Below are 17,260 nucleotides of genomic sequence, written 5' to 3'. Positions count from 1 at the left end.
TTTATCCAATACTCAATCACTTATCCTCTTCGACCAGTCATACTTTTAATACAGCACGTTCCCCACAAATAACGAGAGAGAAATAAACAAAAAAAATTATATTAATAATTACCTCTCACCCTTTTCATCATTTCCTACAACAAAAAAGGCGAGCATCGAATTCACCTCGATGCTCGCCTTTTCATTTACACTGCTTTTTCTTTATCTGTTACCGCTGACTTATCCCAACACTCTGTATTCGTTAAACCAGGAATAGAATCTGCACTGAAGACTGGGTCTTTTCCTTGTTTCTTTTGCCTTACATAGTCTGCCAATGCAGCATACGCAAATCGGCCGAGAAGTGTAATCGCAATTAAGTTCGTGATTACCATTAGCCCCATAAATAAGTCCGCCATATTCCATACAACTTGAAGCGTCGCAACAGAACCGAATAATACCATTCCAACTACCGCAATACGATAAATTGTTAACCACGTTTTGCTTTGCTTAATGAATTCAATATTTGTTTCACCATAATAGTAGTTTCCTAGAAGTGAACTAAATGCAAATAAGAAAATAATAATCGCTAAGAAACTGCTCGCCCATGGGCCAATTTGTGAACTTAATGCATTTTGTGTTAATTCAATACCTTCTAAATTCGTTGCTTTATATGCACCAGAACATAGTACGATAAATGCTGTTGATGTACATACTAAGAATGTATCTACTAATACTCCAATCGTTTGAATAAAACCTTGTTTCGCTGGATGCGTTACATCAGCTGTTGCTGCCGCATTCGGCGCACTACCCATACCTGCTTCGTTCGCAAATAATCCGCGCTGAATACCATATTTCATCGCAGCACCGATACCGCCACCTACAGCTGAATCTAAACCAAATGCACCTTTAAAGATTTCCGTAAACACATCTGGTATTAAATAGAAGTTTTTAATGACAACAAAAATAGCTACGGCAATATAAATAAGCGCCATTGGCGGAACAATCATTTCCGACATACGTGCAATACTTTTTACACCACCAAAAATAATAACCGCAACTAATGCAGCTAATACAATACCAACAATATAACGCTCTAAGCCAAATGCATTTTCAAATGCTAATGTTACTGTATTTGCTTGTACTGAGTTGAAAATTAAACCGTAACTAATTGTAATCAGAATAGAGAACCAAATCCCCATCCAACGTTTATTTAAACCTTTTTCCATATAATAAGCAGGACCACCACGGAAGCCACTGCCATCTTTTATTTTATAAATTTGCGCAAGCGTACTTTCTACGAAACTTGAAGAAGCACCGATAATCGCAATAACCCACATCCAAAATACAGCTCCAGGTCCTCCCATAGAAATAGCTAACGCTACACCAGCTAAGTTCCCGATACCAATACGAGCTGCAGAACTCATACAAAATGCTTGGAACGATGATACACTGCCCTTTTTACGTGTCTTGCCAGTTAGTCCATCACTCATTAAACGAATCATTTCTCCTAAATGAGTAAGCTGTACGAATTTCAATTTAATAGAAAAATAAAGCCCTAAACCAATTAACATTGCAATAAGAATATATGACCAAAGAATCGTATTCGTTGATGAAACGAATTGTTCCAAAATATTCATACAATTAACCCCTCCTTTTCTCCATAAAACGAATTATATTTAAAAAACATTCAAAAATCAACATTTTTCGACAATTTGCAATTTCCAAATATTAGCCAAGCGCGAAGTAACAATATCTTTATGACTCTCCTCCCTCTAACTGTGCATACTAAAACAAAAAATAAATCTACAAACTACCCCATTGACAAAAACACCTACCTGTAACTATAATGATTACAACAGGTTGTAACAAACCTAATTACAATACATTCATTCACTTTCAGATATACAATTTAACAAAACACTTTGGAGGGATTTATTATGAAAATCGGAATTATCGGAGCAACTGGTAAAGCAGGAAGTCGTATTTTAAAAGAAGCATTAGATCGTGGACATGAAGTAACTGCAATCGTAAGAAACGCTGCAAAAATTACAGAAGAAAACGTAAAAGTTTTAGAAAAAGACGTATTTTCTCTTACATCTAACGACCTACAAGCATTCGACGTAGTTGTAAATGCATTTGGTGCTCCAGCAGGGCAAGAACACCTTCACGTAGATGCAGGAAACGTACTTATCGAAGCTGTGAAAGGTGCACCAAATACAAAATTACTTGTAGTTGGCGGAGCAGGAAGCTTATTTGTAGACGAAGAAAAAACAACACGTGTATTTGATACACCAGGTTTCCCAGGCGAATACCTTGCAACAGCTCAAAACCAAGGTAAAAACTTAGAAATCTTGCAACAAACAAATGATATCACTTGGACATTCATCAGCCCTTCTGCACTATTCGCATTAGGAAAACGCACTGGTTCTTACAAAGCTGGCAAAGACAATCTTCTTGTTAACTCAAAAGGTGATAGCTACGTAAGTTACGAGGACTTCGCAGTTGCAGCACTTGATGAAATCGAAAATCCAAAACATGTAAACGAACGCTTCACAGTTGTTTCTGAAGCTGAATAATAAAAAAGCTCGTAAAACATAATGTTTTACGAGCTTTTTCTTATTATCGTACTTGCTCTAAGCCATTTTGAGTAATCTTGAAGGAAATCTCTTTAAATTTTTTCGCATCCCCTTTTCCAATTAACTCACCAGTTTTATACCAACTTAAACGATCAGATTCTGCATGATACACTTTTACTACATCACCATACTCGAACATCATACCATTTACTTGCTCAGCAAAATTCTTTGAAGTTTCTTGTCCTTCTGCTGTTACATGTTTTTTCTCCGTTCCATTTTGATCATATAGGGTAATTCCCATATATAATTCATTGTTAAAGTAACTATGAATTTGTTCATTTGTAGACGTTACATGTAGTTTCTTATCATCATGATTTAACGTTACAATAGAACGAATATCATCACCCAGCCCTTGGTATACAAGACTATCTCCATATGTTACTTCTACTGGTACTTCCGTTACTTTCTTATTTCCAAAACGGTCTTTCGTTTCTACTTTTACTGTTTGTTTACCGATTTTTGTTGTATTTGGTTTTTCTACAAATCCAATTACTTCTCTATCTTTCACTTGAACAAAGTTTTTTGCATCTAATTTATCAGCGTTTGTTGCGATTACTACTTTTTGCGGTATAGCTGTTACTTCTTGTTGTGCTTCCATTCTCTCAAAACCTTGCTCTGTCACTTTAAAGAGCACTTCATGAACACCATACTGCGCATTCATTAGTTCATTCTTTTTATACACTTTAAATCTATCAAACTCTCTTTGATATACCTTTATTACATCACCGTATTCAAAAGTCATTCCATTAAATTGTTCTGCAAATACTTTCGTATTCTCCGATGCTTTTACTGATAAATCTTTCTTCTCTTTTCCATCCTTATCATACACAGTCATTCCCATATACTTCTCATCTGCAAATGAAGTATGCATTGGACCTTCTGAATCTGTTGTACTGAATTTCTTTTCTTCATGATTTAATGTAACAATCGATTTAATATTCGTTTCGTCGTGCCATGTACCGAAGAACATAATGCTATCTCCGTAAATCACTTCTACTGGCACTTCTGTTATTTGCTTATTACCAAAGCGATCTTTCGTTTCTACTTTTACTGTTTGTTTTCCAACTTTTGCTGTAGTTGGTTTTTCTACAAATCCTACTACTTCTCCGTCTTTCACCTGAACAAAATTTTTCGCTTCTAATTTTTCAACATCTGTTCCGATTACTACTTGTTGAGGTTTCGCTGTGACTTCTTGCAACATGTCCATTCTCTCAAAACCTTTTTCTGTCACTTTGAAGAATAGTTCTTTTGTTCCTTTTTTCTCACCTTGACCAGTAAGTGTATTATTTTGATACCATTTCAAACGATCCGGTTCTGCGTGGAATACTTTCACTACATCTCCATACTCGAACTGTATACCATTCACTTGCTTCGCAAAGTTCTCTGATGTTTCTTGTCCCTCTGCTGTTACATGTTTTTTCTCTTTTCCTTCTCCATCGTATAACGCGATCCCCATGTATAGCTCTTTATTAAAATACTCATGAATTTCGCTATCCATATCAGTTGCATGGAATCTCTTCTCTTCGTGCTTTAAAGTTACAATTGAAGCAATATCATCGCCATTTCCTGCATATGCAATGCTATCTCCATAAACCACTTCTAATGAAACTTCCGTTACTTTCTTATTTCCAAAACGGTCTTTCGTTTCTACTTTTACTTTTTGTTCACCAATCTTTGTCGTATTCGGTTTTTCTACAAATCCAACTACTTCTCCGTCTTTGACTTGCACAAAATCTTTTGCTTCTAATTTTTCAACGTCAGTTCCAATAACTACTTTTTGTGGTACTGCTGTTACTTCTTGCAGAGCTTCTAATCTCTCAAATCCATTTTCAGTAATTTTGAAGAATAATTCTTTTATTTCTTTATTTTTTCCTTCTCCCACATATAAACCTTTTTGATACCAATGTAAGCGTGAAGATTCTGCATGATATACTTTCACCACATCTCCATATTCAAATGCTAATCCATTTACTTCCTTGGCAAAAGCTTCTGTATTCTCCAAGCCTTTTACCTCTATATTTTTCTTCTCTTTTCCCTCTTTATTGTACAAGGTGAATTCAAAATACTTCTCATCTCCAAAGTAATCATGAATCAAATTATCCGTATCTGTCGCACTCATTTTTTTCGTATCATGATGCAACGTTATAATTGATTTCATATCGTCACCATCATAGCTTAACCCATATACAAGTAAACTATCTCCATAAGTTACTTCTACTGGCACTTCCGTCACTTTCTTATTTCCGAAACGATCTTTCGTTTCTACTTTTACTTTTTGTTCACCAATCTTTGTCGTAATTGGTTTTTCTACAAAACCAATTACTTCTCCACCTTTTACTTGAACAAAGTTTTTCGCTTCTAATTTTTCAGCGTCTGCCCCGATTAATACTTTTTGCGGTACTGCTTCTACTTCCTGTATACCGTCTATTAGTTCATATCCTTGTGGAGTAATCTTAAAGAACTTTTCTTTTTTATTCTTAGCTCCACCTTGATCTACAAGTTTATTACTTTGATACCAATCGAAACGACTTGGTTCTGCATGATATACTTTCATAATATCGCCATATTGAAGTTCAACACCTTCAAGTTGCAAAGCAACCTTTTTAGAATTTTCTTGCCCTTCTATAGAAATATTTTTCTTTTCATTTCCATCCTTATCATATAAGGTAATCCCTACATACTTTTCATTTTTAAAGCGCTCATGAAACTCATTACCAACGAAAGAAACGTTGATTTTCTTTTCATCATGAAGGAGCGTTATAACAGAATTTACCTCATCACCGTAACCTTTAAATACCATAGTATCTCCATAAAGACTGTTAACTGGAACAGAAATGAAATTTCTCTGTCCTTTCTCATCCTCAATTTCTACTAATACCGCTCTTTTTCCAACCTCTAAATACGGCCACATAATTCTACCTGTTACTTTTACATTTTCACCTAAATTTTGAACAAGACTATTTGCTAGATTTTCATTAAAATTCGCACCAACGATGAGATCTTGTACCACAGTAGACGCTTCACCATAAGGAAGCCCGCCGTATGGTTTCACTTGTTTTTCACGAATAATATTACTATCTGTTGCTTTCCATATTTCTTTTTCTAATTTAGGTAAATTTAAATTTTCGATTTTCCCTCTAACCTCATCATTTGGACCTAATCCCCATTTCTCAAAAAACGGCACTAAGTTTTGTTTAGCCGCTTTCGATGCCATATAAATAAACATTTGCTTTTTATCTTCATCTGAAGCAGGCATTTCAGATTCTGGTAATAAGCGATACATTTGATGTAAATTAGGGTAAAAATGCTCTCCATAAGCTAAATCAAGTTGCCAAAACATTACTAGTTTCTCGAATTCTTCCATCTTTTTTTGAGCATCAGGATTATCTAAGTAAGCAAAAGCTTTTTTATAATGACCATCTTCTTCTAGACTTGATTTATTGCCTAACATTCTTTGAACCGATAATGAATATATATTTACTGTTACTTCTCCTACACCTGACCAAAACCAAGGAGCTTGCTGATGTAAATGCCCTACTTCATGCCACGGTCCCCAGCCATCTCCTTGTAATCTCTTTATATTTAAAACCCTATCCATAGTCTCTGGAACATACCCTGTATGATAATGAGTAGCAAACATCCAATCATCTTTATCTGGTTTTCTCTTTTCAACAAATTGGATATAGTGGTTTGGAGCTTTTGACACCCCTATACCATCTTCAGATAATCCTGCTACAGAATTTTCAAAGCGAATAATCTTATCATGTAGCCTCATTAATTCTACTGGATCCGTCTCTCCCATATAGTTTGCCACTGCTTCAGGACTTGCAGTAATTAAACTTCTCTCACCCTTCAATTCAACTGCATAAGGATTTTTATACTTTTTTAACATTGCATCCCAATCTTTTTTTGTGTGTTTCCCTAATACAAATAATGGAAAATGACTTCCTCCATGAATAACTGAAGCTGTTACTTCGCCATCATTATTCATGTTATAAAAATATAGTATTCCACCTCTTGAAGATGAAATATTATTTTCACCAGGTTTTAACTCAAATTCTTCAAACCCTTTTTCATCATATGACTTCGTTCCTATGAACGCTTTAATAGATTGCGTTCCTTTTATTTCAATTTTAATTTCTTCATTTGGACCAGCATAAATTCCAGTTGGTTCATTTGTTGAAAGTACATAACGTACTTTTAAGCGTTTTTGCTCTTCTTCAACACTACCTTTTCCAGGCAAATGAAACGTTCTCTGCTCCAAACGATTCTCTTTACTCTCTTCCAACTGCCCGCCCTTATTCTCTTCCAAAGGCGCCGCATATCCTTTCGATGCTTCGAAAGCTACTGGTGATAATAATGTAGATATACAAATACCAGCTACTAATACCCTACTCTTTTTCTGCTTTGACATAATCTGTGTCCCCTGTCCTTTTTTTAGACAAACCATCCTATATATTCATTTAATAAGAAATCCTATTATTTTTATAAAAACATTTATTGAATAGACTAACACCTCTCGCACCTATATCAATTACTACCGCATTTCTCTAAATGTATTCGCTTTCTTATATTGTAAATTTTTTTATGTATTACGCCCTCATCACTTCGCTCTACTTGTGATGAGTTCTCTTCTTACATAAAAGGAAAATAGTAAAAGATATATTTTAGTCTCGTCATCTATACATCTAAAAATAAAACCTTACATTTTCTTCATATATGACCATCTATAGGTAGTTTTTCCAACTGAATTTTACACGCTTTTACCTGTATTTAATAGCCTCCCCCCAAGAATAATATTACAATTTTGTGAATTTAATCTATTAATCGTAACGTTAGGATTTTGTTATATTTATATTATTTTAAAATATAATTTACTCTGTAAAAACACTATTTTATCTATTTTATTATTTTCTTAATATAACTTTAATCCTCGCATACAAAAAGCATTGGCATAGGCCAATGCTTTTATTTACCTTTTATATTGATTCGGTTTATGCGGTTCATTTGGAGTATATGGCTTATTTGGTTTATTTGGAGCCTCAGCCTTTTTCCAACTTACCGCTAACTCAGGGCTCGTTTTCTCTTCACTACGCTCAAGTAATACTACTGCATTTTGAATAGTCGGTGTACCTTTATGCGCAATCCCTTGTAATTTCGTTAAATTTCCTGATACTTTAAAGCTAAATCCACCAGCTGGTGTTTGTTTCGGAATTAAAATGCGGAACTTCTCTCCTACATTAAATTCTGTTTTTGTTTCGCCTTTTTCATTTGCAAACTTCACACCCGCTGGTGCACCTGTTGCTTGCACTTTATACGTTCCGCTTTTTGCATTTGTTTCTACTGTATATAAACCTGTTTCAAAGAAATCATTTTTTAATACTGCTTCTTGTTCTTCTGTAGGAGTTACACTCATCGTAATTTCTTGTAACTCTTCACTAGCGTTTGCTTTTGCAACGATGTCTTTCGTTACTTTCTCTACATTTTTATTGCGGAAATCTAAATCATTAACATCAATTTGTTTTAACGCATTCCACACTGCCAGTTGCGTTGCGTAATGCGCCTCTCTCCAATCAGATACCCCTAATTCTTGTGGGCTCTTTTGTGGATATCCATTCAACAGTACACGGTACACGTTAATATCTACTTTACCCATTTCTGGTAAGTCTTGACCGCTCGGAGATTTTAAGTCTACATTTAAGCAAAATGCAATTTTTCCATCTGCCGTTTTAATAAGTTCTGTTCGGATTGGTTTCTTCTTTGACCTACTATAACTCCAATCCATTTCATACTTTGTATGGTCCATAACCTCTGCGAATGCTTTTTGAAGTGGGAATAATACAAATAAGACACTTAAAAACATAGCTAAAAGTTTGAACGATTGCTTTATATTCATATTTACAGCCCCTTAATAACAAACTTAATACTAAGTAGTATTTAATTAGAAAATATTTTTATGCACAAAAAAAGAGTGCATAAAAGCACTCTTTTTTCTTTCTTACTTTAATCTTAGAAATCGAAGTTATCAGGATCTGGACCAACGCGGTGATTTTCGTTTAACGCATCGATTGTTTCCATGTCTTCTTTTGTTAATTCAAAGTTAAATACATCCGCGTTTGCAATAATGCGGTGTTCTTTCGTTGATTTTGGAATTGTGATTATTCCGTTTTGAAGATCCCAACGTAAAATCACTTGTGCTGTTGTTTTACCGTGTTTCTCAGCAATTGCTTGTAATGTTTCGTTATCTAATAATTGACCTTGCATAAGTGGTGACCATGCTTCCATTTGAATACCTTGTTCTTTACAGAAAGCTTGTAATTCTTTTTGTGTTAAACGAGGGTGGTATTCTACTTGGTTAATCATTGGCTTAATTTCTGCATCTTTCATTACATCTTGTAAGTGGTGAATTTGGAAGTTACTTACGCCAATTGCACGTACGCGATCTTCTTTATAAAGTGTTTCTAGCGCTCTCCACGTATCTTTATATTTTCCTTCTACAGGCCAGTGAACAAGATATAGGTCTAAATAATCTAGTTCTAATTTCTTTAAGCTCTCTTCGTATGCAGCAATTGTTTCTTCGTATCCTTGATCTGCGTTCCATACTTTTGAAGTGATAAATAATTCTTCTCTTGAAATACCAGTCGCTTCAATACCGGCACGGATTCCTTCACCTACAGCTTTTTCATTTCCGTAAATTGCAGCTGTATCGATGCTACGGTATCCTGCTTTAATCGCTGATTTTACAGCTTCTACAAGTTCTGGTCCTTCTTCTACTTTAAATACACCTAAACCGAACCAAGGCATTTCTACACCATTATTTAATACTGTTTTACTTTGTAAGTTTTTCATTTTATTTTCTCTCCTTTTATTTTACTTGATCTCTTTTTTCTAATGTCATGCTCCACGCTGTTAAAATCACAGCACCTACTACCATAATTCCGCCTACCCAAGCCGTATGAATTAATCCTAACGAGTTCGTTACAATACCGCCCAAGTAAGCACCAAGAGCAATTCCTGCGTTAAATGCTGCAATGTTAATCGCTGATGCTACATCAACAGCGCTAGGTACAAACCTCTCAGCCAAGATAACGACATACACTTGTAGCCCTGGGACATTCATAAACGCAAATAGTCCCATAAAAATAATTGTAATGAATCCAGCAACTTTAAATGGCGCTGTAAATGTTAAAACAAATAATACAATCGCTTGAATAAAGAACATGTAAAATAACGCTCGAATCGGATTATAATTTGATAATTTTCCGCCGACCATATTCCCAATCGCAATTGCAATTCCGTATACTAACAAAATAATTGTAACGGTACTTGCGTTAAATCCTGTTACTTCTTGTAATAACGGAGATAAATACGTAAATGTTACGAATGTTCCCCCGTATCCTAATGCAGTAATGATAAATACAAGTAATAGTCTTCCGTTCGTAATCAACTTAAATTGATCGTGAAATGATACAGACGTACCCTTTTTTAAGTTAGAAGGAATTAGCATACTGTTGGCGATTAAAGCAACGACTCCAATTGCCACAATAACCATAAACGATGCTCTCCAGCCAAATTGTTGACCGATAAATGTTCCAATTGGTACACCTGTAATAGTCGCAACAGTTAAACCAGTAAACATAAATGCTATTGCACTTGCACGTTTATTCTCAGGTACAAGCGCAGCCGCAATTGTAGATCCAATTGACATAAAAACCCCATGCGCAAACGCAGATACAACCCTCGCGATAAGTAGCACAGTAAAACTTGTTGCTACTGCCGCAATACCATTGCCAATAATGAAAATAATCATAATCCACATTAACAACGTCTTTCGCGACATACTAGCTGTTAATGACGTCAATACTGGAGCACCAAACGCTACTCCTAATGCATATAAAGAAACGGTTAAACCAGCTGTTGTAACCGAAACATTTAAATCTTTCGAAATAGATGGTAGTAAACCGACACTAATAAACTCGGTCGTACCAATCCCAAATGCACTAATTGCTAGTGCTAATAAAGCAAACATACTTCTTCGATTCGTCTGAACTTCTGAAGATGGTACTGTATATGAACTCAATTGAATTCCTCCTTATTACAAGAAATCCAATCATAATAGTGTGATAAAAAGGCCCTTTTATCTTCTAAAAAATATATTTTATACTTACAAATGCTATTATGAATGGTTTCATTCCTTTTTTGAAGAACGCACTTTAAAGTACGATAGGCACTAAAAAGTAACATAGTCACTTTTTGGTACCGTACTACTCACTTGCTTCTCACATGTGCTATTATGAAACATATTTAACATGATAAAAAGTACGTACTTTAAAGTGCTATAGGTACTAAAAAGTAACATTTGTATTATTAAGCTTACTTTACTCATAAAAGGAGGGTTTCATATGAAAAAATACAATATTCCTGTAGAGGCGACTTTAGAGGTTATCGGTGGAAAATGGAAGGTTGTTATCCTTTGTCATCTAACGAAAGGCACAAAAAGAACGAGTGAACTAAAACGTTTAATGCCTGGTATTACACAAAAAATGTTAACTCAGCAATTACGCGAATTAGAGGACGACGGGGTCATTCAAAGAAAAGTCTACAACCAAGTACCGCCAAAAGTAGAATACTCCCTTACTGATTACGGTTGGTCTTTAGAATCAATTCTTGACTCTCTTTGTACTTGGGGCGAATGTCATCTTGAAAAAGAAGGTAATACATCGATGCTAATTGCAGAAGGTGAATAATAGGAAAAAAGGAAAAAACGAACATGAATTTGTTCGTTTTTTCCTTTTTTTCTATATATATATGTACATTTCTAACTAAAACAAAATATTTTATACGCTTTCATACCTTGTCAGCACTAGGTTATACACTCAATATCAAATAATTAGGAATCATTTTTATGTTAACATAGGTGCATATAGTATATAATATAGGATATATATTATATACACTTTCCGGTAGCGGAGCTTTTCCATTATGCGGACAAGCCATGTATCGGACAGTTCATAAACAATAGGTAAGAAAATGTGGTTTTAGATCTATGTCAGCTTGTTTGCTGCCATATATTTAAAGGCATTTTATTGTGTTTTGTGAAACTTTGCATAAAGTTTCGTAAACGTTTACTATCTTACTTATAAAAAATAAGAGTATTGCTATCGTAAAGGAGAATTGGAGATGCCAGAAACTATGACTCAAACAAAGCCAGAACAAGAAACTGTACAAATTTCTGCTAGCCAAGGACAACTTGATGTACTTGATCAGTTGTTAAAACCTGAGGTACAAGAATCATTAACAACACTAGTAGAACAGCTTCCAAAATTAACTGAGCTTGTTAACATTTTAACTAAGTCTTATGACTTCGCTCAAACTGTTGCTACTGATGAAGTATTAAAAAGCGACACTGTTGGTGCAATTACAGAGCTTGTAGAACCTGTAAAAGATACAGTGAAAAGCATGGCTGCAACTGCAATCGAAGCGAAAGATCGTGCTGACGAAAGTACTGAAGTTATCGGCCTATTCGGTCTATTAAAATTACTAAAAGATCCACAAGCACAAAAAATGTTCCGCTTTGTGAACGCATATCTTCAAATTAGTGCAGAACGTAACAATAAATAATTTAACTTATAACAACAATTAGTAAAGACGGGGGATATCATACTATGTCAAAACAAATTGTCATCTTAGGCGCTGGTTATGGCGGTCTTCTTGCCGCTTTAAACGTACGTAAATATTACAGCAAATCAGAAGCACAAGTTACAGTGATTAACCAATACCCAACACACCAAATCATCACTGAACTACACCGCCTTGCAGCTGGTAACGTTGCTGAGCAAGCAATTGCAATGCCACTTACAAAGCTTTTCAAAGGCAAAGATATCGATCTTAAAATCGCAACAGTTGAGTCATTCTCTGTTGATAGCAAAGAAATCAAACTAGCTGGCGGCACTACTTTATCTTACGATGCACTTGTAGTTGCTTTAGGAAGTAAAACTGCTTACTTCGGTATTCCAGGACTAGAAGAAAACAGCATGGTATTAAAATCTGCTGCTGATGCAAACAAAATCTACAAACACGTTGAAGACCGTATTCGTGAATACGCGAAAACGAAAAACGAAGCTGATGCTACAATCGTAATCGGTGGTGGCGGATTAACTGGCGTTGAGCTAGTTGGTGAGCTTGCTGACATTATGCCTAAACTTGCAAAAAGCCACGGCGTAAATCCAAAAGAAGTTAAACTTCTTCTTGTTGAAGCAGGTCCAAAAATCCTTCCAGTATTACCAGACCACTTAATCGAACGTGCAACTACTAGCCTAGAAGCACGCGGTGTTACATTCTTAACAGGTCTTCCTGTAACAAACGTTGCTGGCAATGAGATCGACTTAAAAGACGGTCAAAAACTTGTTGCTAACACATTCGTTTGGACAGGTGGCGTACAAGGTAATCCATTAATCGGTGAATCAGGTCTTGAAGTTAACCGTGGTCGTGCAACAGTTGATGCATACCTACAATCTACTTCTCACAAAGACGTATTCGTTGCTGGAGACAGCGCTGTTGTCTTCTCTCCAGACGGTCGTCCATACCCACCAACTGCACAAATCGCTTGGCAAATGGGTGAGTTAATTGGATACAACTTATACGCAGCACTAGAAGGCAAAGCATTCGAAGAGTTCGCACCTGTAAACTCTGGAACACTTGCTAGTCTAGGACGTAAAGATGCGGTTGCTACAATTGGAGCAAGCAATACTCCACTTAAAGGCTTACCAGCATCATTAATGAAAGAAGCAAGTAACGTTCGTTACTTATCACATATTAAAGGTCTATTCAGCTTAGCTTACTAATCTGAATATAAGCCCGAATCATGCCCTGCATGGTTCGGGCTATTTTTATCCCGCATTAACGGGCAGTAAAACCTCCACCTTAAAATCCAGTGAATGCAGGGATGAAGTCGGAAGATTAACTGCCCGTAAAAGCCCGATTGGTTCAACTAATAATCAGTGGGGAGGAACAATCCCCCCACTGATTAAAGTTTCACTTTATCCGTAATTTTCTCTAACTTATATATTCGGCAGAAGAATAATATAACCCTTTTAATTATCTAAATTTACTGATTATTTTATGTCCAAATTGTGTATATGAAAGGGGTGGAAGTATTCTTCCTACTCCCACCCCTTTCACACAAACTATTCGCCTAACTTCACAAGGCTGTAGTTCTTCTTCCCTTTACGAATAATAATAAATCTTCCATCAAATGAATTTTCTACAGTAACATCCGTACCCACATCTGTTACTTTCTCACCATTCATAGAAATCGCACCATTATTAATGTCCTCGCGTGCTTGTCGTCTGGATGGTTCAATTCCTAAATCAACTAGCCACTCTACAATATTTTTTGTCTCTTTTGAAGAATGGAATGTTGGCATTTCTTTAAAACCTTGTTCAATTTCATCAGCTGTTAACGATTTAATATCTCCGCTAAATAACGCTGCTGTAATTTTCTCAGCTTGTAATAACGCCTCTTCTCCATGAACGAATTTCGTCATTTCTTCCGCTAGCACTTTTTGCGCTTCACGTTTATGAGGCTCGACTTCTACCTTCGCTGCTAATTCATCAATACGCTCTTTCTTTAAGAACGTAAAGTATTTCAAGTATTTAATTACGTCACGGTCATCTGTATTTACCCAGAACTGGTAAAATTCAAACGGTGTCGTTTTTTCAGGATCAAGCCAAACTGCACCACCTGCTGATTTACCAAACTTCGTACCGTCCGATTTTAATAATAACGGAATCGTTAATCCGAATACTTTAGCCTCATGACCTTCTAACTTACGAATTAAATCTAAACCACTCGTAATATTTCCCCATTGGTCACTACCACCAATTTGAAGTTGAACATCCTCTTTCGTGTATAAATGGTGAAAATCCATCGCTTGCAAAATTTGATATGTGAATTCTGTGAAAGAAATACCTGTATCTAAGCGGCTTGCTACAATATCCTTCGCTAACATGCTATTGATGCTAAAGTTTTTCCCGTAATCACGTAAAAACTCAATAATATTTATTTCATGTGTCCAATCATAGTTATTTACCATCTTCACTTCGCTATTTCCACCAAAATCAAATAGCTTTTTCATTTGTGCTGTTAACGCATCTACATTATGCTGAACCACTTCTAACGTTTGAAGTTGACGCTCTGATTGTCGTCCACTCGGATCACCAATTGTTCCTGTTGCCCCGCCAATTAAAATAACAGGATGATGGCCAGCTAATTGGAATCTCTTCATCATCATAAACGGAATCAAATGTCCGATATGCATACTATCACCAGTTGGATCAACTCCGCAGTATAGTGAAATCTTTTTCTCTTCTACTAGCTTACGTAAGCCTTCTTCGTCAGTCTGCTGATTAACGGCGCCGCGCCATTCTAATTCATCAATAATATTCATCTTTTGTCATCCCCTTTATTTTTTAAAAACAAAAAAGCCCCTATGTCTACGATAGACATAGGGACGATTATTCACCGTGTTACCACCCAGTTTGCATAAATAGCATAGCTACTCATACCACTCTTAGCAATAATATCGATTGCTAGTCCGCTTAGCATTACCTAAGATACTCCAGAGTGTAATTCGCAAGTTTGTTTGTGCTAGGTTCCAGCAACCCCTAGCTCTCTCGTTAACAGTGACAAACTGCTACTGGGCTCTTTCAACGTATGTTATTTGTTAAATTATTAGCCATTATATTGAATTGAAAACAAATTGTCAACAATACCCAAATATTATTTTAAAATAATTCATATCTTCATACGTATTTCGTTATTCCTTATCTTCTCCAATAATCCTTACTTCTCGCTCTAACTTCACGCCAAATTTCTCTTCAACTGTCTTTTGTACGAAGTGAATTAAATCGATGTAATCTTGTGCTGTTCCGTTATCAACATTTACCATAAATCCAGCATGTTTTAAAGAAACTTCTACTCCACCAATTCGCTTACCTTGTAGTCCTGAGTCTTGAATCAACTTACCAGCAAAGTTATTTGGTGGGCGCTTAAATACGCTACCACAAGAAGGGTATTCTAGAGGCTGTTTTGACTCACGCTTAAACGTTAAATCATCCATTTTTGCTTTAATTTCTTCACGTACACCTTCTTCAAGTTCAAATCTCGCTTCAAGAATAATGTAATGGTTGTTCGCAAATACACTCTTACGATATCCAAATTCAAATGCTTCTTTCGTCAAAGTACGTAGCTCTCCATCACCTGTCATTACGACAGCTTCTGTTAATACAAACGAAATTTCACCGCCGTATGCACCAGCATTCATATATAATGCTCCGCCAACTGAACCTGGAATACCACAAGCAAACTCAAGACCCGTTAAATTATGATCTAATGCAATGCGTGATACATCAATAATTGCTACGCCACACTGTGCTACAATCGTCGTTCCTGTTACAGTAACACCTGTAATATGAATTAAACTTACTGTAATCCCGCGAATTCCACCATCTTTAATAATGACATTCGATCCATTTCCTAAAAACGTAACTGGAATATTATATTCGTTCGCATATTTGATAACTTCTTGAATTTCATCATAATTTGTAGGCGCAACGAAAACATCTGCTTTTCCGCCAACTTTAATATGCGTATGATTCTTTAACATTTCATCTTGTTTAACATGTCCTTCAGGCAATACCGTACTTAAATATTTATAAACCTCTTGCATATTCATTTTACGATTCCTCTATTTCTATATTCATTTTATCCCGTTATACGGGCCCATAATATCCCCACGTACATGAAAGAACCTAAAGTGGTGGATACAGTGTACCCAAAATCAATTCGAGACACCTATAAACCTCTTAATTTATAAGAGGTGCCACTCATATTAAAATATATATTGCATAATAAAGCAACCCAAATGGACTACTAAACTTGACATGTCATCAGAAAGACAACAATTTGTAAAATATGTGACTTTTTCAAAACACTATCCCTCAGTATCTTACTATACCATACAAAAAGAAAGTGGTATTTTTTTGTACTTTTTACTTTATTTACATCAATGAAAAAAGAGCACATTCCACAGAATGTGCTCTTTCTATACTCATTAAATTATTTTTCGTTCTCTTCTTTTTCCTTATCAAACCATAATAGCTCATCGTCATCCACTTCACCATTATAATTGATTAAAATTTCTTCTCCCGCTTTTATATCCTTATACGCGAAGAAGTTAAAAGTATGATTCTCGAAGACAATTTCATACGTTGCATTCGGATTATATGCATGATTAAATAACATGCCGTATCCTAACAGGAATGCCGTATGATTTACCCCATACTCAAATGCGTAGTCAGCAAGTAACGTTTTTTCAATGTGTTCATGCTGTTCATTCGGATAAGAGATAACTGGTGCTGAGTGAATCAACTCACCCTTTTTAATATCACGAGTTGCAAATACACCTCTATTAAATTCTCCATCACTAAGTTCAGAAGTCTTAACTTCAATCATATTCGTCACCTATATAATTCTTTCTTTGAAGTATTTTATCCCGCTATTTGCGAGGTTCAACTAATAATCAGTAGGTATTAGTCTCACTTTATCTCCTTAAGCTTGGCAGAAAACGCGCAGAAAAGCAATT

Annotated in this window: 12 protein-coding genes and 1 other annotated feature; of the genes, 4 read left to right on the top strand and 8 right to left on the bottom strand. The window is 35.7% G+C overall.

Features of this window, described 5'->3' with window-relative positions; translation table 11 throughout:
* Nucleotides 1–185 precede the first annotated feature (185 nt).
* Nucleotides 186–1,616: an alanine/glycine:cation symporter family protein gene (locus tag N2V92_RS09575; RefSeq protein WP_001022952.1), complete on the bottom strand. Its 1,431-nt coding sequence runs from the start codon at nucleotides 1,614–1,616 to the stop codon at nucleotides 186–188.
* 300 nt (nucleotides 1,617–1,916) lie between these two features.
* Here N2V92_RS09575 and N2V92_RS09570 point away from each other — a divergent pair, with 300 nt between their 5' ends.
* Nucleotides 1,917–2,555 carry an NAD(P)-dependent oxidoreductase gene (locus N2V92_RS09570; protein ID WP_000689910.1) on the top strand — a complete coding sequence of 213 codons (639 nt, stop codon included), beginning with the start codon at nucleotides 1,917–1,919 and terminating at the stop codon, nucleotides 2,553–2,555.
* A gap of 43 nt (nucleotides 2,556–2,598) precedes the next feature.
* Here the strand turns inward: N2V92_RS09570 and N2V92_RS09565 are convergent, their stop codons facing one another.
* From N2V92_RS09565 to N2V92_RS09550, 4 genes are all read right to left on the bottom strand, one after another.
* Nucleotides 2,599–7,029 carry a putative mucin/carbohydrate-binding domain-containing protein gene (locus N2V92_RS09565; RefSeq protein WP_042596455.1) on the bottom strand — a complete coding sequence of 1,477 codons (4,431 nt, stop codon included), beginning with the start codon at nucleotides 7,027–7,029 and terminating at the stop codon, nucleotides 2,599–2,601.
* A 558-nt stretch (nucleotides 7,030–7,587) separates the two neighbouring features.
* A complete protein-coding gene (locus N2V92_RS09560; RefSeq protein ID WP_001022528.1) occupies nucleotides 7,588–8,511 on the bottom strand; it encodes a thioester domain-containing protein in 924 nt (307 codons plus the stop codon).
* Between the two features lie 113 nt (nucleotides 8,512–8,624).
* Nucleotides 8,625–9,464: an aldo/keto reductase gene (locus tag N2V92_RS09555; RefSeq protein ID WP_000793558.1), complete on the bottom strand. Its 840-nt coding sequence runs from the start codon at nucleotides 9,462–9,464 to the stop codon at nucleotides 8,625–8,627.
* A 16-nt stretch (nucleotides 9,465–9,480) separates the two neighbouring features.
* Nucleotides 9,481–10,644, bottom strand: a complete 1,164-nt coding sequence (locus N2V92_RS09550; protein WP_170264811.1) for an MFS transporter — start codon at nucleotides 10,642–10,644, stop codon at nucleotides 9,481–9,483.
* A 373-nt stretch (nucleotides 10,645–11,017) separates the two neighbouring features.
* Between N2V92_RS09550 and N2V92_RS09545 the strand changes: the two genes are divergently transcribed.
* The 3 genes from N2V92_RS09545 (at nucleotide 11,018) to N2V92_RS09535 (ending at nucleotide 13,459) form a co-directional block, all read left to right on the top strand.
* Nucleotides 11,018–11,362 (top strand): winged helix-turn-helix transcriptional regulator, encoded by a 345-nt coding sequence (locus N2V92_RS09545; protein WP_000760473.1) that lies wholly within the window; start codon nucleotides 11,018–11,020, stop codon nucleotides 11,360–11,362.
* Nucleotides 11,363–11,795: 433 nt separating this feature from the next.
* Entirely contained in the window at nucleotides 11,796–12,236 is a 441-nt protein-coding gene (locus N2V92_RS09540) for a DUF1641 domain-containing protein (protein WP_001115310.1), read from the top strand.
* A gap of 44 nt (nucleotides 12,237–12,280) precedes the next feature.
* Complete coding sequence (locus N2V92_RS09535; protein ID WP_000043197.1) at nucleotides 12,281–13,459, top strand: NAD(P)/FAD-dependent oxidoreductase; 1,179 nt, start codon at nucleotides 12,281–12,283, stop codon at nucleotides 13,457–13,459.
* Nucleotides 13,460–13,801: 342 nt separating this feature from the next.
* Here the strand turns inward: N2V92_RS09535 and tyrS are convergent, their stop codons facing one another.
* The 3 genes from tyrS to N2V92_RS09520 all read right to left on the bottom strand — a co-directional run bounded on the left by tyrS (nucleotide 13,802) and on the right by N2V92_RS09520 (nucleotide 17,130).
* Complete coding sequence (tyrS, locus tag N2V92_RS09530; RefSeq protein WP_001021089.1) at nucleotides 13,802–15,064, bottom strand: tyrosine--tRNA ligase; 1,263 nt, start codon at nucleotides 15,062–15,064, stop codon at nucleotides 13,802–13,804.
* Between the two features lie 56 nt (nucleotides 15,065–15,120).
* Nucleotides 15,121–15,336, bottom strand: a binding site (T-box leader).
* 97 nt (nucleotides 15,337–15,433) lie between these two features.
* On the bottom strand, nucleotides 15,434–16,351 hold the full coding sequence (gene murB, locus N2V92_RS09525) for a UDP-N-acetylmuramate dehydrogenase (protein ID WP_042596460.1): 918 nt from the start codon (nucleotides 16,349–16,351) through the stop codon (nucleotides 15,434–15,436).
* A gap of 383 nt (nucleotides 16,352–16,734) precedes the next feature.
* On the bottom strand, nucleotides 16,735–17,130 hold the full coding sequence (locus N2V92_RS09520) for an SET domain-containing protein (RefSeq protein WP_000573651.1): 396 nt from the start codon (nucleotides 17,128–17,130) through the stop codon (nucleotides 16,735–16,737).
* Nucleotides 17,131–17,260 lie beyond the last annotated feature (130 nt).

The sequence above is a fragment of the Bacillus sp. CH_48 genome (assembly GCF_038008465.1).
Taxonomy (GTDB): Bacteria; Bacillota; Bacilli; order Bacillales; family Bacillaceae_G; genus Bacillus_A; species Bacillus_A thuringiensis_S.
The sequence above is the reverse complement of the archived record's forward strand: the minus strand, read 5'-3'. Positions and strand labels throughout refer to the sequence as shown.

Coding starts and splice junctions, on each gene's coding strand:
- N2V92_RS09555 (WP_000793558.1), bottom strand. CDS start 9,464: ATGAAAAACTTACAAAGTAAAACAGTATTAAATAATGGTGTAGAAATG.
- N2V92_RS09540 (WP_001115310.1), top strand. CDS start 11,796: ATGCCAGAAACTATGACTCAAACAAAGCCAGAACAAGAAACTGTACAA.
- N2V92_RS09570 (WP_000689910.1), top strand. CDS start 1,917: ATGAAAATCGGAATTATCGGAGCAACTGGTAAAGCAGGAAGTCGTATT.
- N2V92_RS09575 (WP_001022952.1), bottom strand. CDS start 1,616: ATGAATATTTTGGAACAATTCGTTTCATCAACGAATACGATTCTTTGG.
- N2V92_RS09560 (WP_001022528.1), bottom strand. CDS start 8,511: ATGAATATAAAGCAATCGTTCAAACTTTTAGCTATGTTTTTAAGTGTC.
- N2V92_RS09535 (WP_000043197.1), top strand. CDS start 12,281: ATGTCAAAACAAATTGTCATCTTAGGCGCTGGTTATGGCGGTCTTCTT.
- murB (WP_042596460.1), bottom strand. CDS start 16,351: ATGAATATGCAAGAGGTTTATAAATATTTAAGTACGGTATTGCCTGAA.
- N2V92_RS09545 (WP_000760473.1), top strand. CDS start 11,018: ATGAAAAAATACAATATTCCTGTAGAGGCGACTTTAGAGGTTATCGGT.
- N2V92_RS09550 (WP_170264811.1), bottom strand. CDS start 10,644: ATGTTTGCTTTATTAGCACTAGCAATTAGTGCATTTGGGATTGGTACG.
- tyrS (WP_001021089.1), bottom strand. CDS start 15,064: ATGAATATTATTGATGAATTAGAATGGCGCGGCGCCGTTAATCAGCAG.
- N2V92_RS09520 (WP_000573651.1), bottom strand. CDS start 17,130: ATGATTGAAGTTAAGACTTCTGAACTTAGTGATGGAGAATTTAATAGA.
- N2V92_RS09565 (WP_042596455.1), bottom strand. CDS start 7,029: ATGTCAAAGCAGAAAAAGAGTAGGGTATTAGTAGCTGGTATTTGTATA.